A 22131-nucleotide genomic window follows, 5' to 3' on the forward strand; every position below is an offset into this window, starting at 1 on the left:
CTGTCGCTGCCGTCACCTGATACCTGGATCAGCCAGCCACTGCCCGCGACCACAGACAAGACAAGCACCACGATCAGCACGCGTATGCGCGCAGACACAGCGGTCAGCACAACCCCACCCCCACGAAACACACACAACTAAGAGTTAGTCGTGTGCATGATGTGACGGAGTTTGATGTGGCGGCCACCTAAAGATCAAACGATGGAAGCTATTTCGTCCCAATTTCAGAAGCAATCTCCTGTTGATCTTTACCTTTCCGTGATTAATAGGTCGCAGGCGGTGATCTGCGAGGGGCCCGCCTTCATGGCGCACGAAGTGTTGAGGCCCGCCCCCGAGTTCACGGTTCGGACTCAGGGGGACTTCCGCCGCAAGAGGGCCGACAGCGCACTCTGCTGGTCGCGGGACACCCTGCTGCAGGAAGAAGTAGTGATCGCTCGTTTGGTCGTGACGGGCGGTCTGCAGCGGGGCGCGGCACGCACGTCGGCGGCGCCACGTTCGGGGTGGCACGGCAGGCGGCCCTCGTCAGCGTCCGCGTTCTGGGCTGCGACGGCCGGGGCGCCGTCCTCGGCGTCATCGCCGGTCTGGAGTACGTCGGCGCCCGACACCTCCGGGACGCGGCCACGCCGGCCACCGCCAACGTCTCCATCGGCGCGCCCGGTTCCCCTCAGCTGAACCTTGCCGCAGACGACCTCGCCGTCGTGGCCCTACCCAGCGATCTTGTTCGCGCATCCCAATGAGCGGTCGAGTCGTCGCGGGGCGCCGAGCGGCCAAGCTCTTTCAGCCACACGAGCGGCGGCGCCATCACAGCCACACCCGGCACCCCCGGGTGACAGAACCTTACGAGTGGCTCGATCGACCCGTGAAAGAACGTAGGGCGTCATCAACCGCGAGCATCTCCGCGCGACCAGGTGAAGAAAGCGCCGGATTCTCCGTATTGACTCTGAAGTCGGTTCGTCGGCACGTATTGCGGTGAGGGCGGGGAGCGGGAGTAGTGGTGGATGCGCCGGAGCACATTTGCGCGCCGGATAGGCGTCTGCTTTGTCCATGGGGTGATGTGGTCGTGGTGTTCCGATCAGGTCGGTGGCGGGTCGAACGGCGTGCTGTGTGTGCCGGGTTCATCGCTGGGCTCTTCCTTGTGGCGGCGGGTTGTGCCTCCTCCGGTCAGGAAGGAGCAGGGAGCGCGGGCTCCCCAGGCGCGGACGATGGTGACAGCGCGAGTCCTGTGAAGCCTGGGGCCTCGCAGACGCCGTCGGTCGCAGATTCCGCCCGGGAACAGGCGACTAACGCCTACCTCGGAATGTGGCACGACATGGCACAGGCAGCGAAGACGTCGGACTGGGAGTCGTGGCGCCTCGGCCGGTACGCCGCGGGGGACGCACTCGGCGCCATTACGCGTGGCATGTACGCCGATCGCCGCAACGGGCTGGTCACGAAGGGAAAGCCGAAGAACTCGCCGAAGGTCTCCGGGATGAAGCCGTCGGCAGACCCCACCACCGTGATGATCTCTGACTGTGGCGACTCTTCGCACTGGCTGAAGTACCGCAAGAAGAGCGGGGAGCTCGCGGATGACAAGCCCGGAGGGCGGCAGGCGATCACGGCCGAGGTGAAGAAGCAGGGCGACGGCAGTTGGAAGGTCACGCGCTTCGCGGTCGAGGGAGTCGGGTCGTGTTGAGGCTGCGGCGTAATTGTTTGGTCGCGGGCATGGCCATGGCGATGGTTGTCGCGGGCGCCTTGCCAGCCCTGGCCGACGGGGGCTGGGGCTCCGTGGACTGCTCGCAGAATCCATATCCGGGGTGTGAACTCGGGGCAGGGAAGGGCGGAAAAGGTGGGAAGGACGGGCGGCAGCGTGGTGTGCCGCGCCCCCAAGACCCTCACAGCCCCTCTCATCCCTCGCGGCCCGAGGGCGGCGGCGGAAGCGGTGGCAATGGCGGCGGCATACAGCAGCGTGATCCGAACCGAAGCAAGTGCTCGTACGTGCGCAGCGACTACAAGGCGCCGCCGGATGCCGTTGCGGCCGCCTACCAGAAGCCGCGAGAACCGGGAGGCCTTACAGGATCCACAGCGGTACCTGCCGTGTTCAGCGGACGGCTTGCTCCTGGCGCGTCCATGGCGGCAGCAGATCCCAAGCCGGGTGAGCGAGGGGCCTGGCATCTCTACAAGTGCTCCTCGGGCGCGATCCGGGACGCGTTCTACCGGCCGCCGGTGTGGATTCCCGACGCGAAACCAGGCGATGGAGACGATGGAGGACCAGCAGAGCCCCCGCCGCCGTCACCCGCGCAAATGGCGCAGCAGGCCCGCGAGCAGCTGAGGCTTCCGTCGCCGGACATCTCCATGAGCCCGGCAGGAGAGCAGCTGGTGAAGCTCCCGACATGGCTGTGGTTGGCGCGCGGGAGTTGGGAGCCCGTGTCGGCGACGGCCGCGGTACCCGGGGTCTCGGTGACGGCCGTGGCCCGCCCGGCGAAGGTCGTCTGGAAGTTGGGCGACGGCAGTTCAGTCACCTGCCGGGGGCCGGGGACCCCGTATGACGAGGGCGTGCGCAAGAAGGGCCCTGAAGATCCTGGCCGCGCTTCCCCGGACTGCGGACACACCTATCGCTCCTCGTCCGCAGGGCAGCCCGCAGGGGCCTACACGGTGTCCGCGACCATCCACTGGACGGTCACCTGGGCCGGAGCAGGCGACAGCGGGACGTTTCCCGGCATGACCACGACATCGACCGCGCAGGTGCGTGTCGCGGAGAGCCAGGCACTGAACACCCGGTAGTGAGGGCACGCGTGGGAGGCAGCACGTGAGTACTCGATTACGTACGCGAACGGGTTCTGCGACAGCGAGCAAGAGCAGCGGCAGAAAGCAGTTGGGGCGGGGCATCGCCAGCACGCCTCCGCGTATGACCAGCCCGCCACGCCTGCGGAGAGTCCCCTATCTACTGGTCGGGGTGCTCCTAGTCCTCGGATGCGCGACCGGAGGTGTGCTGGTCACCCTCCAACTCGGTGACCGGGAAACGATGTTGGCGCTTGCCCGGCCGGTGTCTGTCGGGCAGGAGCTCACCTCCCGCGATCTGCGGGAAGTGAGTCTCGCAACGGACAGCGGACTCGACACGTTCCCGGCCCGCGCCCGCGGGTCCGTGGAAGGGCGGCTCGTGGCATACAGCCTGCCGGAGGGGGCGCTTCTGACCGAGAGTGTGCTGGGTAGCCCGGAGACACCTCCAGTGGGACACGCGGTCACGGCGATCGGCCTGAAACCCGGGTACATGCCTTCCGAGCTGCAGCCGGGGAACCACGTCCGAGTCGTTGCGGCACCGTCCGAGGTATCTGGAAAGTCGCCCGCGACCTCGGATGGTGAATCCTGGAGGGCCACGGTCGTCGACGTAGAAGCCGATCGCGATGACCAGTTGACCGTAGTGACCTTGACGTTGGACGAGGACGATGCCCGGCGGCTGGCCGCCGCTCCAGAGGGCGCGATCCGCGTCGTCGTGGTGCACGGAGGGGACACCTGATGGTGCTGGTGGCGATGTGCAGTTTGAAGGGCTCGCCCGGAGTGACGACTGCTGCCTTGGGCCTCGCGGGGCAGTGGCCGAGCGGTCATCAGCCCGTAGTGATGGAGTGTGACCCCGCTGGCGGCGATCTGCTGGCTCGATACCGGTTGGCGACAGCACCCGGCCTGGTCACCCTGGCTGCCGCCGGGCGACGGAACGCCGAGCCGGGTCTCATTTGGCAGCACAGCCAACAGCTGCCGGGTGGACTGCGGGTGGTGCCGGGACCGCCAAGTGCCGGACAGGCGCAGGCCGCACTCGAGCAGCTCACCGGCGAGGAGACGACGATGCCGCGACGAGCGGCGGACCGGGCGGGTGTGGTCGTCGTGGCGGACTGCGGGCGAGTCGAAACGGCGTCGCCGGTCCTGCCGGTACTCCGCCAGGCCGACGTCGTGCTGCTGCTCGCGCGAGCGCGTGACGACGCGCTCGCGCACGTCGCCACCATGGTCGCCACCGTGGAGCGGTGGTCGTCCGAGCTGTACTTCGTGCTGGCGGGCGACGGCTACCGGACCCACGAGGTGGCCGACGAGTTGGGCATCGAGGTGCTGGCCCGACTCCCTGAGGACGTAAGAGGGGCGGCGGCGCTCGGGGGAGCCATGGGGCGGCGTGCTGCGCCTGCGCGTTCGGCTCTGGGGAAGGCGCTGGCGTCGCTGGCGGTTCAGGTTGCCGAACGGTCCGCGATGCCCAAGCTCAGCGTCGGTGCCATCGAAGCCGCCGGCCCAGACGAGCACGTCAGCTTCCCGGCCGCCGGATGGCCGGTCGCTGCCGCATCCTCCAGCAACGGACCTCTGTGATGGCCGGGACGACCGGAGGAGGCCTGCCTTCGACACGTCGCCTCGGCTTTCCCACCACTGAATCGAGCAACGGAGGACCCGTGTCTGTTCTGGGGTCGGGTGTCCAAGAGCCGTCCGAGCTCCCAGGTATGGGGCTGTACGAGCATGCCGGTGCCGACCACTTGCGACAGCACCTGCGTCGTGAGTTCTTGAAGCGGCTGCCCGACCGTATCCGGGAGCACGACACCGCAGAACAGCACCGGTGGACGGACGCGGAGCGCCGAGCTGAGGCGGACGCGATCCTGGCCAACGCCGCGGAGGAGTTTGCCCGGACCCAGCTCACGCAGGGCGGACGTGTCGTGCCGCCTGAAGTTGAGCAGCAAGTGATCGCGGCCGTTCTGAACGAGGTTTTCGGCCTGGCCGGGCTTGAACCGCTGTTGCGCAACCCCGACATCGAGAACATCAACATCAACGGCGACCGAGTCTTCGTACGCTACTCCGACGGTCGCCGCGAGCGGCTTCCATCGGTGGTGGGATCCAACGCTGAGCTGATCCAGCTCATTCGTGATCTCGCGGCCCGCTCGGGGGTGGAAGAACGTCGCTTCGACCGTGGCAGCCCTGGCGTCAACTTTCAACTTCCCGGTGGGGAAAGGGTCTTCGCTGTCATGGCCGTGACCACCTGCCCCTCCGTCTCCATCCGCCGGCACCGCTACAAGACCGTCTCCCTCGACGAGCTACGCAAAGTCGGCACCATCGACCGGGACCTTGCATCCTTCCTCGCCGCGATCGTCCGAGCACGCAAGAACGTCCTGGTCACCGGCGGCACCACCATCGGCAAGACGACCATGCTGCGTGCGCTGGCCGCGGAGATCCCGCCTTGGGAACGCCTGGTCACTGTCGAGGACGTCTTCGAGCTCAACCTGGACGCCGATGTCGAGGCTCACCCCGACGTGGTGGCGATGCAGGCGAGGGAAGCGAACATCGAAGGCCAAGGGTCCATCAGTCAGGCGGAGTTGGTGCGATGGGCGCTGCGGATGTCGCCGGACCGTGTGATCGTCGGCGAGGTACGCGGCCCCGAAGTGATCCCGATGTGCAACGCCATGAGCCAGGGCAATGACGGCTCCATGGGCACGCTGCACGCCTCCACCAGCCTTGGCGCTTTCACTCGGCTCGCGGCGTACGCCGTCCAAGGACCCGAGAGGCTTCCGCTGGACGCCACCAACCTTCTCGTCGCCTCCGCTCTGGATTTCGTCGTGCATCTGGAGCGCCCACGTGGCGAACCCGGGAAGCGTGTGGTGTCGTCCGTGCGCGAAGTGATCGACGCTGACGGTCGGCAGATCGTCTCGAACGAGGTCTTCCGGCCCGGACCGGACCTGCGGGCGGTGCCCGGCGTGCCCGTTCGCGCAAAGACGCTCGAGGACCTGGTGGTCGCAGGCTTCGATCCCGATCGGCTGCAGTACACAGCCCAAGGGTGGCCGTCATGAACGTACATGTGCTGCTGTCGGCCTTCTTCGGGCTCGGCGTCGGGTTCGGATTGGCCCTTGTGGTGCGGAGCTGGCGGGAGCGCGGACAGCCGGGTCAGTCATCGTCGAACTCGGACCGCAAGCGTCAACGCGCGCGGCGAGAGCACGCCGGCCGATGGCTTGTTGCCTCGCTGGCCGCCGGAATGGCCGGAGGAGTGTTCACTGGCTGGGTTGTTGGAGGCGTGCTCGTCGCCCTGGCCGTGTGGAGTGTCCCTGGGCTACTTGGTATGGGAGCTGCCGACCTGCGGCGGCTGGCGAAGCTCGAAGGGATCGCAGGCTGGAGCGAAATGCTGCGTGACACTCTCGCCGCCGCCGCGGGCCTGGAGCAGGCCATCGTGGCCACTGCTCGGGCCGCTCCCAAGTCGGTACGTCCTCACATTCTGGAACTCTCCGCCTGCCTCGAACGCGGCGAACGCCTCGCGCCCTCCCTGCGGCGCCTGGCCGATGACCTGGATGACCCGACCGCGGATTTGGTGCTGGCTGCCCTCGTCCTTGCCTCGCAGCATCAGGCCCGTCACCTGGCTCTGCTGCTCGGCGAACTCGCGGCGACGGCCCGTGCCCAAGTGGCCATGCGTCAGCGTGTTGACGCGGCCCGAGCCCGTACCCGTACGACCATGCGCGTCGTCGTCACCACCACGGTGTCCTTCGCGGCTGGCCTCATCCTGCTCAACCCCGTCTTCCTCCGCCCTTACGGCACGTTCGCCGGGCAGCTCGTCCTCCTGGCCATCGGGGGATTGTTCAGTCTCGCCTTCCACTGGCTACGGCGCTTGGCACGGATCGAGGGTCCTGAACGCTTCCTGAGCGTCGCCGATGAGCACAGCGGCGACGCCGGCGCGGGCGACGCAGCGAGCGCGCGTCAGGGGGTCATCTCATGAGCACGATCGTGCTGCTGGGAATCGGCACGGGCCTGGGGTTGTGGGCGATGGTGGTGTGGGTTCTCCCGCCGCGCCCGACCTTGGGTGAACTGATCACTCTGCTCCACACGCAACCGAAGCCGATCCACCAACTGACCACGCAGGAGGGTGGGTGGTCGGTCAGGCTCGGTGCGCCTTTCGCCTCGCTCCTGCGTTCCCTCGGGCTGCCGCACAGGAGCATGGAGAAGCACCTGGCCGTCACGGCGCGCGCGGCCGACACGCACCTTGCGGAGAAGGCGGCGCTCGGCCTGATGGGGCTGATGTTGCCCATGGCGATCGAGCTTGTGCTCACGATCGGTGGCCGACCGCTGCCTTGGGCGCTGCCTGCCGGAGGGGCGTTGGGGCTGGCGGTGGGTGGCTTCCTGCTTCCTGACCTGAGCCTACGGGCCGAAGCAGCACGTCGCCGGGCTGCCTTTCGCCACGCTCTCAGCGCCTACCTGAACCTCATCCACATCCTTCTCGCCGGTGGCGCCGGTGTGGACGCTGCCCTGTACGACGCGGTAGGCACCGGCCAAGGTTGGGCCTTCCAACAGATTCGCCGGTCCCTCGATACGGCACGCCTGACACGGAGTTCGCCCTGGCACGCTTTGGGACAACTCGGCGAGGAGTTGGAGATCAGCGAGCTGACGGAGCTGGCCGCCGCACTGTCACTCGCGGGCACCGAGGGGTCCAAGGTCCGTGACTCTCTGGCCGCGAAGGCTGCTGCCATGCGCAGCCGGGACGGGGCCGAAGCCGAAGGACAGGCCAACTCCGCGACCGAGCGGATGGCCCTGCCCGGCATGCTCATGGCTTTCGGCTTCGTCATCTTCGTCTTCTATCCGGCCCTTAACCAGATCACCGCCTCGCTATGAACCCGCGACGACGCCGTAAGGAGCCCGGCCATGTCCTCGCGCATCCTCGCTCGATTCCTGCGGATCCGCCTCAGCAGACTGCCCCAGAAGCTCGCGGAACTGGCCCGCGACGACCGCGGCGTCACAACGGAGCAGGTCATCTGGATCGCCTTCCTTGCCGGACTCGCCCTGACCGTCACGGGGTTGTTCGGGCCGCAGATCCTGGAGGCGGCGCGCAGTGTCACCTTCCGTTGAGGCGGCCGAGCCGATGGTCCGCGGATGGCGGTGCTGTCACAACGGAGATGGTGATCGGCATGCCCTTGGTGCTCACCGTCGTGCTGCTCTTGGCGCAGGCGGCCCTGTATCTACACGCCGATCACATCGCCCAGGCCACCGCCTCACATGCGCTCGCCGCCACCCGGGTCCAGGACGGTACTGCGGGCGCCGGGCAGAACGAGGCGGACTACGTCCTGGACCGCCTCGGCCGGGGACCACTGCGCGACGTCCACGTCACGGTGAACCGTGGGGAGGAGCACGCCGAGGTGCAGATCAGCGGGACCGCCAGCAGCGTCCTGCCGTTCCTACATCTACCGGTACGAGCGCGCTCCGCAGGACCGCTTGAGGAGTTCAAGCCCGGTGGGGGAGCGGCATCGTGAGTACCGGGCGGCGCCGCTGGTGCGACGCCGGATCCATGACGGTCGAACTCGTGCTGCTAATCCCCGTACTGATCATGATGCTGTGGTTCCTCCTCTTCTGCGGGCGCTCGGCCGACGCCCGGTTGCGCATTGAGGACGCCGCGCATCAGGCGGCTCGTGCAGCGAGCGCGGAGCGCAGCAGTGCGTCTGCCGTGGCAGCAGCCCGCGCCACGGCTGTCGCGGCGCTGAGCGATGTGGGCATCACCTGCCGGTCCCTCGAGGTCGACACTGCCAGCACCATGCGACCGGGCGGAACCATCACTGCCTCCGTCGCTTGCCGCGTCGATCTGCAGGACCTGGCGCTCCTCCAGGTGCCGGGCGCGACAACGCTCAAGGCCGAGTTCACCGCACCGATCGACGAGCACCGGGGAACCACGACCACGGCTCAGGGAAGCGAGGCACGGTGATGACGGGCGGATGCACATCCGTACGAATAGGTATGCGTGCTGACCGCGACAATGGACAGATCTCGGTCTTCGTCGTTCTCATCACCACCGCCGTGGTGATGTTCGCAGCGCTGGTGCTCGACGGCGGTCTGGCACTCGCGGCAAAGGTCCGTGCCATCGGCGAAGCGCAGGAAGCGGCTCGGAGCGGAGCCCAGGCCATCGACCTTGCCGCCTACCGCCGCGACGGCACGCTGAGGCTGCTCCCTGATCAGGCCCGGCGACGCGCTCAGACGTATCTCGTAGCTACCGGAGACAGCGGCACCGTCACGACGGCTGACGACACGGTCACAGTGACGGTCGCGGCACACCAACGAACCCAATTCCTCGGCCTGTTGGGCGTCGGCACCCTCAGCGTCACGGCCACGAGCAGCGCGCACGCCGTACGCGGAGTTGAAGCCCCCGAACCGTAGGCAGGTCATGCCATGAATGGTGCGCGATCCGGCTCGGCTCGACCTCAGAGCGGCTCGTTGGCCCGCCTCGCACGACGGATTGTGCTGCTGGTGCGCGGCGCCCTTGCTGTGGTTCTCCTGGCGGCAATGACGGGTGGCGTCCCTTGGGGGCTGTGGCGCTACATCGGGTGGCCTTTGCCCGACCACGTGCCGGCCCTGCAGGAGGTCGTGACTGCCCTGACCTCCTCTCTGAGCGCGTCCCTCCTCCTGAACACCTTTGCCTGCGTGCTGTGGGCGACGTGGGTACTGCTACTGGTTGCCGTCGCCAGATCCGCAGCTTCTGGCGTGCGCGCAGTCTCGTGGCCGCCGCCCAGGTTGGATAGCACCGGCCCGCTCCACGCGATGGCGACAGCTTTGGTCGGCGCGGTGCTTCTCGCGCTCTTGCCGAGCCGCGGCCCACAGTCCGCGGCGGGACACTTCCGTCCAGCCGCAGTGAGCACGGCTCCGGCCCATCCTCGTCAAGCGTCCGATACGGCGACGACCGAAGCAGTGGTGCGGGCCCCCGAGCACGGCGTTCACGACAGCCTGTGGAAGATCGCCGAGCGATGCTTGGGCGACGGGCGGCGATGGACGGAGATCTATGCCTTGAACCGTGACCGACCACAGGCGGACGGTTATACGTTGACCGACCCCAGGCTCGTACGGCCCGGCTGGGTCCTTCGCCTGCCGGAGAGGCGTCCCGAGCCGCCCGACGACAATGACCACGATCCTGGCGGCGGTGAGAGCCCACCCGATCCAGCACCTTCCCCAGACGAACCCTCCGCGCCGGCCCCGCCCCCAAGCCCGCCATCCGACCGCGATCACGACGACGGTGACCCTGGCGCAGGTATTGAACTCCCAGGCGGCGTATTTGTCGGGTTCGGTGTCGCAGCCGCGGTGGTGGCGGGCCTGGCGGTGGTACGTCGACGCCGAAGGATCCGCTACCGGCCCGGGAGCGGGGAGCGGAAGGACGTTCACATCGCTCCCGTGGTGAGGGCGCTGCGCTTGGCTCATGGACAGACAGCACAGCCTGCGGCGGGCTCTCAGCCGACCACGCCACCAGGCGAGCACGTGGTTGGCGTGAGGGATGGTCGGGCCTTGGCATGGGGCCTGGCACGAAGCCGTGGTCTTGGTTTCGTCGGGCCTGGCGCGTTGGACGCGTTGCGGGCCCTGTTGATCAGCCTGTTGTCCGAGCAACACGCTGGGAGGCGACGTGAGACCGAACTTGTTGTGCCGGCGCCTGATGCCTGCCGCCTTCTGGGAAGGGACGTCTCCGATCTGGTCCGCCTCCGAGGACTGCGCGTCGTGGCGGATACCTCTGAGGCATTGCAGATCATGGAGGCCGAGCTTCTCTCACGTACGCGATTCCAAGACGAGGGCGGCGACGTCGGTTTCGGCAGCAGACCGGAGATCGTGCTCATCGCCTCCGCGGTGGGACCGGAGGAACGACGACTGCAGGCAATCCTCGACAACGGATCAGCCCTTGGCCTGGCCGGCATTCTCATTGGACAGTGGCGCCCCGGAGGAACTCTGGGCGTGCGCCAGGACGGAAGCGTCTCGGCCACCAGTCCGTCCCACGCGCAAGTCTTCTCCGGCGCCCGCCTGTTCACTGTGCCGACCGACGCTGCTCAAGCGCTCCTCGATCTCCTGGCCGAGGCGCAACCCGCTGATGTCGACGAGACCGTCCATCAGAGCGCTGTGACTCCTTCATCGGCGGGGACGGAGCCGATCACTACGTCGAGAACTCGCCGTGATGCGGCACCCGCACGCCGGGTTGAGGTTCCGCAGCCGAGCGGAACGAGCCATCATCATGACTGCCGGCTCCGGATCTCGGTGCTCGGCCGCGTACGTCTCACCTACAGCGGACTCGGATCGGCCTCTGAACCGGTGGACATCACGGAGGCGTTGGCCCCGAAGCAGCGCGAAGTGCTGGCCTACCTCGCCCTGCACCGTGATGGTGTCCGCCGCGAGACGCTGACGGCGACCCTCTGGCCCGACGCGCCGCATGATCGTCCGTCCAACAGCTTCCACGCCACCCTGAGCCACCTTCGTCGCGCTCTGCGTGCAGCTACAGACAGTGGCGTCAGCGATATCACCCACCGAAGCGATGGGCTGTACGGCCTCGACCAACACCACGTCAGCGTAGACCTGTGGGGATTCCGAGAAGCGGTGAAAGGTGCCAGAAGGAGTGGCGAGGACGAGGAGAGGCGCCGGCTACTCCTGTATCGCGCCGTCGGCCTCTACACCGGAGACTTCGCGGACGACGTCCCGGCGGAGTGGGCCGAGGCTCCCCGCGAGACGCTGCGCCGTGAGTATTTGGACTCCGTGAGTGCGTTGGTCCGAGCCCTGCGCGCCACTGACCCGCGTGAAGCACTCGATCTGCTGGAGAGAGCCCGCGAGTTGGATTGCTACAACGAGGCGATCTACCAAGATATCGCCCGCATGCAGGCACGCATCGGGGAGTATGACGCAGTCCCGCGCACCCTCGAGCTGCTCAGGCGAACCCTGGCTGAGCTGGATGAAGTTCCGAGCCGTACGACGGCATCCCTCTTCGAGCAGTTGCAACGCGGATCTGATGAAGCCAATTCGACGGGCGAAGCGGAGAGGTGACGATCCCACGACACAGTGGCGCGCGTTCTACAAGTCAGGCCCTCCGTTCCGTCGTTGCTGCGCACGGACAAGCAGGCCTGAATGAAGCTCAGTCCACGCTGCAGCAGGTGCCATGACGGCGAGAAGCTCTCGTGCGGGCGGCGCCAACTGGTACGTCGTAGTGAAGGGGAAGTAGTTCGCCCGCTCTCGTTGGACAAGTTCCCCCTGCGTGAGGCGCAGCAGGGTACGGCTCAACGTGCCTTCCTGGAGGCAACTGTGTGCCCGGCCCGGCCAGTTGTTCACCGGAGCCTGTGCTCGGACTGCATAGAGCAGCTCCGTGTACGACAACGGGCCGTCCTGGAGCGCGACGAACACGTCCCAGTCCCACTCGCCGTTCAGTAGATGCAGGAAGTCGTGGATCCGCTGCAGATATCGCTCATCGCCCGGCGTCGGCCCTGCCGGGGATCTCCTTCGGAGGGACGGCAGTCGGAGCGGACGTCGATGTGACCACCTCCCAGTCACGGGAACGCCATTTCCTGAGAGATCTCGATTTTCCGGCACGGTGACCCCTTGGTCGGCATTCGCAGGCCAATCGCAAGAGAGAGGGTTTTGTTTAACGGTCAATTGTTGAGTGACGGTTCCATCCAGATTCCATGCGCATGTCGTGCTGCTTTCGAGGGGGAGGGCCTACTTCTTGTGGGGGAATCGCTTCTGTGGGCCGATCTTGCGCACGTCGCGGGAGTGTGTCAATCAATCGAGGAGGGGGGTCTTGAGCGTTGCAGGTCAAAGCTTCGATGTGCCAGGAGGGCGATCAACTATCGTGTATATGGCGAGAATTGAGTGGTAGTGAGATGGCTCGCCCTGGACTACGATGCCGCCATGTCCACTCCAAAGCCGGACACGTCCACATCGTCAATCCCGCCTCCGGTCCAGGACGCGGTGCTGTTCGGCGTACGGTTCAGTCGTTTGATCGGTGTCGTTTATCCAACTGCCCTTGGACGTCCGTACACGGACACCGAGATCGCCAAGCGGGCCGGTCTGTCCAATCAGTACGTCGGGAAACTCCGCAAAGGGCAGTCCGTGCCGAGCCTTTCGAATGCCGGCCGGCTGGCCAAGCTGTTTGGTGTGTCAACGGACTACTTTCTCAACTCCCCAGATCACCCGGCTGTCCGGTCCGTCGAGCGCAATTTGCGCATGATCGAGAGGCATCGGGCAGGAAAGGCACAGCGCGTCGGGCATCGATCCGCCGGCGGGGCAGCGGACGCTGATGACATTGCCCTCCTCTCCGACGACGAGGTGCGGCAGATTGCCGAGGGAGCAGCCGAACTGCCGCCCACTATGCGGGATTCGGTGAGCGCGGTGATCGACCAGCTGCGCAAGGCCATCGGCTTGGGGAAGGTCGAGGGGGCGGACGTACTCGACTGACGAGCCGCCGGGCTCTCAGACACCAGCGCGTGTATGCGACGCGATCAAGCAGGGGGACGTGAAGGTGAGCACCACCGGTGAGCCCATCGGGCCTCTGGCGACCCGCTGGCGACTTCCTCAAGGACAGGAGAATGCTCTCGTGGGCTTAAGAAGAGCTCGGCGCAAGTGCCGAGCCCTACTGGAGCAGGCGAACCTGCCGCCGTACACCACAGCGCACGAGCTGTGCGAACGCCTAGGTGCGCAGCGAGGGCGTCCCATAGTTCTGATCGCCGCGGAGCCGGAACCGGGTCAGGTGTCCGGGCAGTTCGAGCAGTATCTGACCGAGGACCGGATCTACTACCCCCTGCACACCAGCGCCGCTCACCAGGCGCACATTATCTGCCATGAGGTCGCGCATCTCCTGCTCGCCCACATTCCTGAACTCGACGCCCTGGACCCAGCCGTGGCCCGACTTGTCCTGGGGCGCTCTCACTACAGCGACCCGGCGGAAGAGCAGGCAGAGGTCCTCGGCACGCTGTTGTGGCAGCAGCTGGATCTGGCGGTCCCGTCCGGGCCGACGAGTGCCGCGGTGATCAGTTCGCTGGAACATCGTCGGAGCCGTCATGTATGAACGCGTCGCCGACTACGTCTACCTGGTATTGAGTGTCCTTCTGATCACCCTGTCGGCTTTCAAATTGCGGGCTTGGCAGCGGCAGCCCGCGCCGGCGCTCCTGGTCATGGCAGTGACAGCTCTGGTCTCCGCTGTATCTTTCCTGTGCTCGGCACCAACGGTCACTGACGTGATCAATGAAGGTTCCGGTATCAGCTTCCTGAGCCTCCTGATCGTCTACGTCAGCAGGTTGTTGTTTGGCGCTGGTGCGATCACGCTCGTGTTGCTCTGGGCGCCGCCCTCCAGGAGGCCGGGCCGGCGCGAGGCGTGGGCTGTGCCCTTCGACACGGTGCGGACATCGGTGTGGCGGAGAGTGGTGTGGGTGTACGGGGCGATCGTTGCGGCCATCCTGCTTCTGTTCGCGACCTTCCCCTCAGGGATGGACAGCTCGGAATCGCTCGACACGAACTACGCCAACGAACCCTCAGTGCTTGTCTATCTGGTGATCTACCAGGCGGGATTCGCCTGGGCACTATGGCAGTTGGGGCGGACGTCGTGGAGACACGCAGCTGATTTGGTCGACGATGAGGTGCTACGGCGGAACCTGAGACGCCAGACGATCGGATGCGCACTGATCGGCGGCTACTGCATCACCAAGATCGTCGCCATTGTCGGTGCGGCGGCGGACCAGCACGCTCTGGACTGGATGGGGTCGGTTGTCGGACCCGTCTCGGGCTGTGTCGGCTGCGTCGTTCTCGTTGTGGGGTGGGCGGGCGCCGCGGTCACCGCGTGGCGGCAACGACGCGCCGATTACCGTGCCTTGCACCCACTCTGGATGGCGGCGATGCAGGTTGACGGGCGTCTGGCCCTGGGAGCCCCGCTGCGGTCCTGGGCCGAGTGGCTGGCCACACGTGACCTTGAGTGGCGCATCACCCGCCGCACCCGCGAGATCCGCGACGGCCAGCTGGCCTTGCGCCCGTGGGTAGCCGAGGGCGTCGTCGAAGTCGCGCGTCGCCGCGCGGCAGAGCAAGACAGGCTGGAGCCGCAGGAGAGAGCAGCCGCGGTCGCGGCAGCGGCCTTCGCGGGAGGTGTACGTGCTCTGCACGCCAGGCAGCGTCCGGCTCAGTACTGCGAGCACACTCCGGGGACGGAGGTTGCTCCCAGAGACGAGCGGCGCCATCTCGTCCTGGTCGCCCGACATCTCCACGGGGACTTCGTGGCTGAAGTCCTGGCCGAGACGCAGTAAGCAAGCCCGAAGCAGAAGAAGCGAGGGAGACTGCCATGACATCCGCCTCTGAGGCACGCGAGGCCTTGTCACGGGCGGAGGCCGCCTATCGCCATCTCGCCTTCACCGACTTCGGTGAGGATCTGGCCTTCGGCCTCAACATCGGCTTCTACCGGACCTTCGCGGTGCCGGAGATTGCTCAAGTCCTGGCCTCCACCGGACGGATGACCGGCCAGACCGAGCTGCGTGCCAAGGCGACCGGGCAGATGATGTACCGCCTGTTCCGCCACGGACTGGACAGCGAGCAGGGTGTACAGGCCGTGGCTGCCTTGAACCACATCCACGCCCGCTGGGCCATCTCCAACGACTCGTTCCTGTACGTCCTGGCCTGCTTCGACATCGCCCCGATGCGGTGGTGCGACACCTACGCCTGGCGACCCACCACGAGGGCAGAGAAGACCGCCTCTCACCTCTTCTACCGAGGCCTGGCCGAGCGCATGGGCATACGCCAAGTCCCCGCGACGTGGGACGAGTTTGCGGAATGGACGGACCGCTACGAGCAGAGCCGATTCTCCGCGACTTCGGAAGCCGCGGCACTGTGGAATGCCACCCGAGACCTCCTTGCCAACCGCTTCCCCGCCGCACTCAGCCCTCTGATCCGCACTGTCGCGGACGCACTCCTCGACGAGCCGCTGCGCCAGGCATGCGGGGCCCACAAGACATCTGCTCCCGTTCGAGCTCTGGTGTCCGGCGCCATGAAGCTACGCGCCCGTCGTATCCGGCGTGCGCACAGCCATCCTGACTACCGTCCCGTCCTTCCGCCCTCGGTGCTAGACCTCGAGTGAACGCGAAACTGACGCTGTCAGCTGGCGCTTGCGGTCGGACCTCGCAACCCAGCAGGAGGCTACAGGCTCCATGTAACCCAGCGATCCGGCTCTCCCTTCGGGGCCACGCCCCTTCACACAGCGATCGTGACCGTGCCCCGGGTAGGACTCGAACCTGCGGCCAAGCGCTAAGAAGGGACGCGGTAATTTTATCGCGGCCACGCCTGTGACCTGCACTGTAAGGGCCCAAAGAGCTCGTAACACGATCACGATCCGGGCCTCTTGAGGCGTGTCCTTGCACACGCGGGTCGTTGACGGTGCGCGCCCCGAAGACGCGATGTCCTTCGGGGCGCGCGGCAGGGGTTCGGCTTCAGGCGTTGTAGCCGCCGTGGGCGTCCAGCACCGCGCCCGTGACGTACGACGCGGCGGGGTTCGCCAGGAAGGCGATCGCCGCGGCGATTTCGTCAGGGTGCCCCATGCGTTGCAGGGACAGCGAGCTGAGCAGGGCCTTGAGGGTGTCGGGGTCCGGCGGTTGCATGCCGCTGTCCATCAGCCCGGCTTCCACGACGTTGGCCGTGATGTCGCGGGGCCCGAGGTCACGTGCGACCCCCATGGTGTACCTCTCGATGCCTGACTTGGTCGCCGAGTAGTCGGCAACGCCCGGGACGCCGACCCGGGAGCCCAGCCCGGAACTCACCGTGATGATGCGGCCGCCCGTGCGCAGCACTCGGGAGGCGGCCCGGATGACGGCGATCACGCCGAAGTAGTTGGTGGCGTGCATCCGGTCCAGTGCGGCGGTGTCGGCGTCCGGGTCGTCCACCCTGCGGCCCTGCTCCACCGAGATCGCCGCATTGTTGACGAGGATGTCCAGGCCGCCGAAGTGCGCGACCACGTCGTCGATCAGCGCCGGCGCCCGGCTCGTGTCCGCTTGGTCGGACTTGAAGGCGACGGCCTTGGCTCCCTTGCCGTGCACCTCGTCGACGACGGCCTGCGCCTGCTTCTCGGAGCTGACGTAGGTGAAGGCGACGTCGGCGCCCTGCTCGGCCAGCAGTCGTACGGTCGCGGCTCCCAGTCCGCGCGATCCCCCGGTGACCAGGGCGACCTTGCCCGTGAGTGGCTTGCTCATTCTTCTCACCTCGTTGATTGACCCTTTCCGGCTGTCGCAACATTATTTGTTACGACAGCCTGTTGCAACTTTCACTGTTACGACTGCCGTAACATGAAGCGTTGTGACCGAGAGGAGGAGCCCATGAGCGCCAACAGCAGGCTGACCATCGCCGCCCACGCGCTGGCCTGGATCGGCCTCTACCAGCGCCAGGGCCATGAGGTCGCCACCTCCGAGCAGATCGCGACCAGCGCGAACACCAACCCCGTGGTGATCAGACGGCTGCTCGGCGAGCTGCGCAGGGCCGGGCTCGTGGAGTCCCGGCGGGGCGTGGGCGCGGGCTGGTCGCTGGCACGCGAGCTGGAGTCGATGACCCTGCTCGACGTGTACGAGGCTGTGGAACCCGGCCCGCTGTTCGCAATGCACCGCACCACCCCGGACCAGGGATGCGTGGTGGGTCACGGTATCCAGCCGGCCATGCAGAGCATCTACGAGGGCATCGAGGAGACCGTGAGACACGAGCTGGCCCGCGTCACGCTCGCGAACGTACTCCGGGACGTACTCGCGGCACCTCGCTAGCCTCTCCGTTACGTCCTGACATCACCAAGATCCCCATTTAAGCCCAGGCCAGCGAACAGCCTGGCAACCAGTCACGCCGAAGACGTTGCAGTATCAGACCGTGGCCTGCGAGCTCGTAACTTGATCTTGTTGCAGTGCCCTGGTCCGGCGTGACCGATGTGACGATTCCGCGGTTCGGGAGGATGTGAGCACCCGGCCATGGATCGTGGACGACGACTTGTGGGCGCTGATCGAGCCGCTGCTGCCGCCCTGGCCGGAGAAGTCGCCGGGCCCGCGGCCGGTGGCGGACCGGCTGTGTCTGCAGGGCATCCTGTACGTCCTGCACAACGACATAGCCTGGCAACTCCTGCCGCTGGAGCTGGGATTCGGTTCCGGGCAGACCTGTTGGCGGCGCCTGGAGCGGTGGCAGCAGGCCGGGGTCTTTGACCAACTGCACCGCATCCTGCTCGCCGAGCTGAACGCGGCCGGCGAACTCGACTGGTCCCGCGCGTGCGTGGACGGCTCCCACATCCGCGCGAAAAAGGGGGCGCCGACACTGGTCCGTCGCCGGTCGACCGACGGAAGACGGGTAGCAAGCACCACCTGATCTGCGACGGACGCGGCACCCCGCTCAAGGTCATCACCACCGCGGCCAACGTCAACGACGTCACCCAGACCCTCGCCCTGGTCGACGGCATCCCGCCCGTGGCCGGACGGCGCGGGCGCCCGCGCCGCCGCCCCGACTCGCTCCTCGGTGACAAGGGCTACGACTCCAACCCCAACCGCCGAGAGCTGCGCAAGCGGCGGATCTTGCCGGTCATCTCCCGCAAGGGCGCCCCGAACATCAAGGGCTTGGGCAAGCTCCGATACGTCGTCGAGCAGACCTTCGCCCTGCTCCACCAGTTCAAACGCCTCGACGTCCGATGGGAACGCCGACCGAAACCCACGATGCCTTCGTCTCGTTGGCCTGTAGCCTCATCTGCTGGAGACGCCTCAAGAAGGCCCGCCCATGATCGTGTTACGAGCTCTAAGGACCGGAGCATCCGCATCGGCGATCAGTCAGTTGACGGCCCGTACGCGACTCCCGAGCTGCACATCGGACGCAAACCGGGACCTCTGTCGCTTGCCCGGTACAGAGCCATCCCGCAGGGTGGGAGCCGTCGGGACCTCACGGGCAAGTACGCCGACGACGACCCCAGCGTGTACCTGAGCACCGAGAGCTGGGACAGGCACCTGACGGGCGCTGGGGACGTGATGGGCCGCCTTCGCGCCGACCGCCCCTCAGTGACCATCCGGACGGAGTTCTACAAGCCTGAGAAGGGCCGATACCTGCATCCGACTCAGGACCGCCCGATCACTCACTACGAAGCCGCGCTCATCCAGGGCTTCCCTGACAGTTACCGCTGGTGCGGATCGAAGATCCAGATAGCCCGTCAGATCGGCAACGCCGTGCCCGTGGGACTTGGGCGAGCCTTGGCCGGCGCCATCCACCAGCGCCTCACTACCGCGACGGACCGTGAGGCGGCCTAGCAAGGCAAGGCCAGAAGCCGCCCGAACTGCGCATTACGAGTTGTCCGATCTCGTTCCGGCGCAGTCCGGGAGCGTCCACCAGATCCGCGAAAGCCAAGGTTAAGCGGTTCGCCGGATGCCTTCGGACTGCGCTGGATCACCGTGAATGTCAAGCGAATCGAGACCACAACTGAGCTCACGCGAAGTGTCCCGCGGAACAGAGCCGAGGCTCAGACGAGCCGGTACATCCGGGCGCTGGCCCCAACACGGGCGATGACCCCGAGCGCTTCGAGGCGCTTCAACTGGTAGTGCACGGCCGACTTGCTCGTGAGCCCCACCTTTGCCCCGATCTCTTCGAGGGTGGGGCACTCACCCATCTCGGCTATCGAATCGCTGATGCAGCGAAGGATCTGGGCCTGGCGCTCAGTGAGACTCACTGTCCGGTTCCATCCGAGCGAGCACGCTGCCGCAGCTCGGCCCGCTGGGCAGGTCTCAACGGATGCCGCGCCAGAGCTATGGAGAGCGCCAGCAACCGGCGGCGTAGCGCAGTGCGGCCCGGCTGCTGGGCAAGCTGCCCATAGGTCGCGCGCCACTCCCTCTGCGTGCGTACCAGGTCATCGGGAATCGAAGGTTCCATACATTCAACTAGATCATGCGTTCGATTCTTTCGGCAAAGGATGAGCGCCCAGCGCCGATCCGCGGAGGCTGTCTCGGCACGGCGAACCGTGTGGGGCTCTCGCCAGGCCAGTGGGATTTGAACCCATGACTTCCTCGTCCCGAATAATGTCTGGGGGAGGATCGAGACCAGACCGGGGAAGCGATAGTGCAGGTCAGGCCGTTAGTGTGGCCGGATTGATCACGGCGCGTTCAATTCCCGAGGTGACCGCTCAGCTATTTGACCACGGGTTCTGCTACAGCCGGGAATAGTGGCAGCGTCGACAGCGGACGGGGTCAGCCATTTCTCGATCTGCTTAACCTCTGCCAAAGAGGAACTCGCTTGCGCTGCTAGCCGTAAGCGCCTCTTTTTCCCATGCAATTCCTCTTGTGTGGACCTCGTTCATTGCCTGGGGTATGTCTCGGCCTTCAAATATGGCGCCGAGCGAGTACCCTAGCACCCTGCCGGCGAGCTTTCGTGAGAACGGCGATACGCTGGCAAGAACCTGTTCGGTGACGGGTCCGCCATGCGTTATCGCGTTCCGAACACGCTCAAGCCGGTTGAGGGCTCGACACCATCTACCATTAAGGACCCTTCGGTACTCGCCAAGTTGGTAGTGTGTTGAAAATTGCCGGGCAAGGGCGTTGACCCTGTATCCAGTTATGTCGCCACTGGTAAACTCGGCAGCAAGCTGATCCAACAGAGCGAGGCCTACCTCTGTGTCGCAGTAGACCATCCCCTTCTCGCTCTTAGAGACGGAATTGATAATTTGCTGCACCCGATCTTGCGAACCATTAGAAAGGAGCGCGCTGAGCGCGTCGGCCTCGTCAAACCCCTTGCGTAGGGACCACAGCATTTCATTCAGGATCCACGCCGGCCTGAACCTGCGGCAGAAGGTGACCCAATCGATCCCGGAATCATAGGAACAAACGAGTTCGATAATGCGAACATTCAGAAGGACGGCCGATGCTCCGTCTAGCCTCTTGGCTCTATCCCAGATGTCGAGGGCCTGCAGCAGCTCATCGAGCGACTGATCAACCAGTGGAAGATGTGAACTGATCTTTGGTAGAACCTCGTCAATCCCGAAGGCTAGAGGATCGAGGTCGAAAGTTGGCATCGGCGTGTCTGGCCTGCGTGAAAATGTTTCACTGACGATGGACTCATTCATTGCATGAATATGAGATCCGGTGTCCCTCCACGCCTTCCCCTTGCCTCCCGAATGCAAAGAGGCTGCCAGTAGAACGGCGAGTGCTTGTTTTCGTGCCAGCTCGGGCGCGTCGGAAGTGGAAATATTCCCTAGATCCACTCTGGCAAGTACGTAGTCAGCGGACTTAGGAAAGTATTTTTCGTTTCTGTATCCCTTGAGCTCCGCTGGGATATTCGCTTCATCTCTTTGTTCGATGTTCCGGCGAAGTGTAGGGCCGTCGTAAAACTCCACCGGTCCAATTTTTACAACGTGACTATTTATCCGTGCTGCATCATAAATCAACCACACGATATGGCTGGCCTTCCGTGGCGGGGAAGCTATGATTCGCCCGCAAAGCTCCTCTCGTTCTTTATAAGGCATGCCCGCAGTCTTTCGTGCTCGATCGCGGACGGCCTGAGGCATCTGAGATGTATCTTCACCTAGTACTGTACGGGCTCGAAAGATGTTGCTAAGGTCGTCCGTCAGGATTCCATTAAGGAGTCCTTTCATCTCTCGCGGATTATGGTTATTGAATCGCACCATTGACCAGAATGAATCCCTGGCCATGGCGAGCCTGCGCATTGAGTAGTCAGAATTCTTGCATACTCGGATTAGGTCGTGCCAGCACGCTAGAAGTGCAGTCGGCTCTGCGAGCCTCGTCAGCAGGGCTGATAGGTGACTCCGCAGAGGGTCAATCTCTGGTGCATCCGGATCTGAAAGGCAGCTCTCAAGAGTCGGAGTCACTGCCGCAGATTCAATCGCAATTTCCTTTGCGAGATTGGTGCAACAATTAGTCAGGCAGTATTTTAGATCCTCAATCGCGTATTGCCACGCTGCGTAGTGAAAGGATCTTTTGTACGGCCGCTTGTCTTCGCTCCAGGCGAGTAGCTCCCGGGCTGCCGTGTTTAGACTTACAGTGTCATCGCCTGACCAATTGCCATTCTCGTTAGCGAGGCAATCGCACAGTAGCTGAACGTAGCCCGGCACTTGCAGAGAAGCAGGACCTGAGCGTTCCATACAGCTCATTGTGACAGCTTGAATGAGGCCTGGCATGCGTATTGGCTTCGAGGGTGGAGGCGGCTGATCTCCGCAACGGGCCGCTGTCGCAGTTCCTTCAGGGCGGCGGACCATCACCGACAGGAGGGTCTGCCCGCGTCGGATTTCAAGCCCGGACAGTCTGTCCGGGCTCTCCCATGTTCTGAATAGCAGGCTGGCTCCATCGGAGAGGGTAAGGGTCCTCTGCCGACGCGCTTGCCTCATCGGTACCGTGAAAGCGCCCCTACTCAACAGCGGGAGGCGGCATGCATGCGTGGTCTTGGAGAGCGTCT

General features: G+C 65.4%; 23 protein-coding genes and 1 pseudogene. 20 read left to right on the forward strand and 4 right to left on the reverse strand.

Annotated elements, in window-relative coordinates; all coding sequences use genetic code 11:
* Positions 1–500 precede the first annotated feature (500 nt).
* The 17 genes from AB0G47_RS34875 to AB0G47_RS34955 all read left to right on the forward strand — a co-directional run bounded on the left by AB0G47_RS34875 (position 501) and on the right by AB0G47_RS34955 (position 15811).
* A complete protein-coding gene (locus tag AB0G47_RS34875; protein WP_360778158.1) occupies positions 501–737 on the forward strand; it encodes a hypothetical protein in 237 nt (78 codons plus the stop codon).
* Positions 738–1309: 572 nt separating this feature from the next.
* Positions 1310–1672 carry a hypothetical protein gene (locus tag AB0G47_RS34880; RefSeq protein ID WP_360778160.1) on the forward strand — a complete coding sequence of 121 codons (363 nt, stop codon included), beginning with the start codon at positions 1310–1312 and terminating at the stop codon, positions 1670–1672.
* A 608-nt stretch (positions 1673–2280) separates the two neighbouring features.
* A complete protein-coding gene (locus AB0G47_RS34885; RefSeq protein WP_360778162.1) occupies positions 2281–2760 on the forward strand; it encodes a hypothetical protein in 480 nt (159 codons plus the stop codon).
* Between the two features lie 124 nt (positions 2761–2884).
* A complete protein-coding gene (locus AB0G47_RS34890; RefSeq protein ID WP_360778164.1) occupies positions 2885–3493 on the forward strand; it encodes a hypothetical protein in 609 nt (202 codons plus the stop codon).
* A complete protein-coding gene (locus AB0G47_RS34895) occupies positions 3493–4323 on the forward strand; it encodes a hypothetical protein (RefSeq protein ID WP_360778166.1) in 831 nt (276 codons plus the stop codon). Before AB0G47_RS34890 ends, AB0G47_RS34895 begins: the two co-directional genes overlap by 1 nt.
* Positions 4324–4451: 128 nt before the next feature.
* Positions 4452–5786 (forward strand): ATPase, T2SS/T4P/T4SS family, encoded by a 1335-nt coding sequence (locus AB0G47_RS34900; RefSeq protein WP_360778168.1) that lies wholly within the window; start codon positions 4452–4454, stop codon positions 5784–5786.
* Positions 5783–6700 carry a type II secretion protein F gene (locus AB0G47_RS34905; RefSeq protein ID WP_360778170.1) on the forward strand — a complete coding sequence of 306 codons (918 nt, stop codon included), beginning with the start codon at positions 5783–5785 and terminating at the stop codon, positions 6698–6700. Before AB0G47_RS34900 ends, AB0G47_RS34905 begins: the two co-directional genes overlap by 4 nt.
* The gene (locus AB0G47_RS34910; RefSeq protein ID WP_360778172.1) at positions 6697–7590 is read left to right on the forward strand and encodes a type II secretion system F family protein; all 894 of its coding nucleotides are present in this window, start codon (positions 6697–6699) and stop codon (positions 7588–7590) included. The genes AB0G47_RS34905 and AB0G47_RS34910 overlap by 4 nt, the downstream gene beginning before the upstream one ends.
* 30 nt (positions 7591–7620) lie before the next feature.
* On the forward strand, positions 7621–7824 hold the full coding sequence (locus AB0G47_RS34915; RefSeq protein WP_360778174.1) for a hypothetical protein: 204 nt from the start codon (positions 7621–7623) through the stop codon (positions 7822–7824).
* Positions 7821–8225 carry a TadE/TadG family type IV pilus assembly protein gene (locus AB0G47_RS34920; RefSeq protein ID WP_360778176.1) on the forward strand — a complete coding sequence of 135 codons (405 nt, stop codon included), beginning with the start codon at positions 7821–7823 and terminating at the stop codon, positions 8223–8225. Before AB0G47_RS34915 ends, AB0G47_RS34920 begins: the two co-directional genes overlap by 4 nt.
* A 35-nt stretch (positions 8226–8260) precedes the next feature.
* Positions 8261–8671, forward strand: a complete 411-nt coding sequence (locus tag AB0G47_RS34925) for a TadE/TadG family type IV pilus assembly protein (protein WP_360778178.1) — start codon at positions 8261–8263, stop codon at positions 8669–8671.
* A 32-nt stretch (positions 8672–8703) separates the two neighbouring features.
* A complete protein-coding gene (locus AB0G47_RS34930; protein ID WP_360778180.1) occupies positions 8704–9120 on the forward strand; it encodes a hypothetical protein in 417 nt (138 codons plus the stop codon).
* Positions 9121–10443: 1323 nt separating this feature from the next.
* Positions 10444–11748: a BTAD domain-containing putative transcriptional regulator gene (locus AB0G47_RS34935; protein WP_360778182.1), complete on the forward strand. Its 1305-nt coding sequence runs from the start codon at positions 10444–10446 to the stop codon at positions 11746–11748.
* An 858-nt stretch (positions 11749–12606) separates the two neighbouring features.
* The gene (locus AB0G47_RS34940) at positions 12607–13152 is read left to right on the forward strand and encodes a helix-turn-helix transcriptional regulator (RefSeq protein WP_360778184.1); all 546 of its coding nucleotides are present in this window, start codon (positions 12607–12609) and stop codon (positions 13150–13152) included.
* Between the two features lie 58 nt (positions 13153–13210).
* A complete protein-coding gene (locus AB0G47_RS34945) occupies positions 13211–13762 on the forward strand; it encodes a hypothetical protein (protein ID WP_360778186.1) in 552 nt (183 codons plus the stop codon).
* Complete coding sequence (locus tag AB0G47_RS34950; protein WP_360778188.1) at positions 13755–14987, forward strand: MAB_1171c family putative transporter; 1233 nt, start codon at positions 13755–13757, stop codon at positions 14985–14987. The genes AB0G47_RS34945 and AB0G47_RS34950 overlap by 8 nt, the downstream gene beginning before the upstream one ends.
* A gap of 35 nt (positions 14988–15022) precedes the next feature.
* Positions 15023–15811, forward strand: a complete 789-nt coding sequence (locus AB0G47_RS34955; RefSeq protein ID WP_360778190.1) for an oxygenase MpaB family protein — start codon at positions 15023–15025, stop codon at positions 15809–15811.
* A 349-nt stretch (positions 15812–16160) separates the two neighbouring features.
* On the opposite strand, the gene AB0G47_RS34960 is transcribed toward AB0G47_RS34955, so the two are convergent.
* Positions 16161–16916 (reverse strand): SDR family oxidoreductase, encoded by a 756-nt coding sequence (locus AB0G47_RS34960; protein WP_360778192.1) that lies wholly within the window; start codon positions 16914–16916, stop codon positions 16161–16163.
* A 123-nt stretch (positions 16917–17039) separates the two neighbouring features.
* Here AB0G47_RS34960 and AB0G47_RS34965 point away from each other — a divergent pair, with 123 nt between their 5' ends.
* The 3 genes and pseudogenes from AB0G47_RS34965 to AB0G47_RS34975 all read left to right on the forward strand — a co-directional run bounded on the left by AB0G47_RS34965 (position 17040) and on the right by AB0G47_RS34975 (position 18983).
* On the forward strand, positions 17040–17474 hold the full coding sequence (locus AB0G47_RS34965) for an Rrf2 family transcriptional regulator (RefSeq protein ID WP_121785998.1): 435 nt from the start codon (positions 17040–17042) through the stop codon (positions 17472–17474).
* Between the two features lie 184 nt (positions 17475–17658).
* Positions 17659–18466, forward strand: a pseudogene (locus AB0G47_RS34970) (IS5 family transposase).
* Positions 18467–18707: 241 nt separating this feature from the next.
* Complete coding sequence (locus tag AB0G47_RS34975) at positions 18708–18983, forward strand: DNA cytosine methyltransferase (protein WP_360778398.1); 276 nt, start codon at positions 18708–18710, stop codon at positions 18981–18983.
* Between the two features lie 209 nt (positions 18984–19192).
* Here AB0G47_RS34975 and AB0G47_RS34980 read toward each other — a convergent pair whose 3' ends face one another.
* The 3 genes from AB0G47_RS34980 to AB0G47_RS34990 form a co-directional block, all read right to left on the reverse strand.
* Positions 19193–19399, reverse strand: coding sequence for a winged helix DNA-binding protein (locus AB0G47_RS34980; RefSeq protein ID WP_360778195.1), 207 nt, complete (start codon positions 19397–19399; stop codon positions 19193–19195).
* Positions 19396–19599, reverse strand: coding sequence for a hypothetical protein (locus tag AB0G47_RS34985; protein ID WP_360778197.1), 204 nt, complete (start codon positions 19597–19599; stop codon positions 19396–19398). The genes AB0G47_RS34980 and AB0G47_RS34985 overlap by 4 nt, the downstream gene beginning before the upstream one ends.
* Before the next feature lie 334 nt (positions 19600–19933).
* On the reverse strand, positions 19934–21055 hold the full coding sequence (locus AB0G47_RS34990) for a hypothetical protein (protein ID WP_360778199.1): 1122 nt from the start codon (positions 21053–21055) through the stop codon (positions 19934–19936).
* Positions 21056–22131: the final 1076 nt, after the last annotated feature.

Origin of the sequence: Streptomyces sp. NPDC021622 (assembly GCF_040640795.1) — a bacterium.
In the GTDB taxonomy this organism is placed as follows: domain Bacteria; phylum Actinomycetota; class Actinomycetes; order Streptomycetales; family Streptomycetaceae; genus Streptomyces.

Bases quoted from the DNA above. Each gene is read 5' to 3' on its own strand.
- AB0G47_RS34950 (WP_360778188.1), top strand. From the start codon at position 13,755: ATGTATGAACGCGTCGCCGACTACGTCTACCTGGTATTGAGTGTCCTT.
- AB0G47_RS34985 (WP_360778197.1), bottom strand. From the start codon at position 19,599: ATGGAACCTTCGATTCCCGATGACCTGGTACGCACGCAGAGGGAGTGG.
- AB0G47_RS34960 (WP_360778192.1), bottom strand. From the start codon at position 16,916: ATGAGCAAGCCACTCACGGGCAAGGTCGCCCTGGTCACCGGGGGATCG.
- AB0G47_RS34880 (WP_360778160.1), top strand. From the start codon at position 1,310: ATGGCACAGGCAGCGAAGACGTCGGACTGGGAGTCGTGGCGCCTCGGC.
- AB0G47_RS34925 (WP_360778178.1), top strand. From the start codon at position 8,261: ATGACGGTCGAACTCGTGCTGCTAATCCCCGTACTGATCATGATGCTG.
- AB0G47_RS34930 (WP_360778180.1), top strand. From the start codon at position 8,704: ATGCGTGCTGACCGCGACAATGGACAGATCTCGGTCTTCGTCGTTCTC.
- AB0G47_RS34900 (WP_360778168.1), top strand. From the start codon at position 4,452: ATGGGGCTGTACGAGCATGCCGGTGCCGACCACTTGCGACAGCACCTG.
- AB0G47_RS34965 (WP_121785998.1), top strand. From the start codon at position 17,040: ATGAGCGCCAACAGCAGGCTGACCATCGCCGCCCACGCGCTGGCCTGG.
- AB0G47_RS34905 (WP_360778170.1), top strand. From the start codon at position 5,783: ATGAACGTACATGTGCTGCTGTCGGCCTTCTTCGGGCTCGGCGTCGGG.
- AB0G47_RS34940 (WP_360778184.1), top strand. From the start codon at position 12,607: ATGTCCACTCCAAAGCCGGACACGTCCACATCGTCAATCCCGCCTCCG.
- AB0G47_RS34895 (WP_360778166.1), top strand. From the start codon at position 3,493: ATGGTGCTGGTGGCGATGTGCAGTTTGAAGGGCTCGCCCGGAGTGACG.
- AB0G47_RS34915 (WP_360778174.1), top strand. From the start codon at position 7,621: ATGTCCTCGCGCATCCTCGCTCGATTCCTGCGGATCCGCCTCAGCAGA.
- AB0G47_RS34910 (WP_360778172.1), top strand. From the start codon at position 6,697: ATGAGCACGATCGTGCTGCTGGGAATCGGCACGGGCCTGGGGTTGTGG.
- AB0G47_RS34885 (WP_360778162.1), top strand. From the start codon at position 2,281: ATGGCGCAGCAGGCCCGCGAGCAGCTGAGGCTTCCGTCGCCGGACATC.
- AB0G47_RS34955 (WP_360778190.1), top strand. From the start codon at position 15,023: ATGACATCCGCCTCTGAGGCACGCGAGGCCTTGTCACGGGCGGAGGCC.
- AB0G47_RS34975 (WP_360778398.1), top strand. From the start codon at position 18,708: ATGGGCCGCCTTCGCGCCGACCGCCCCTCAGTGACCATCCGGACGGAG.
- AB0G47_RS34890 (WP_360778164.1), top strand. From the start codon at position 2,885: ATGACCAGCCCGCCACGCCTGCGGAGAGTCCCCTATCTACTGGTCGGG.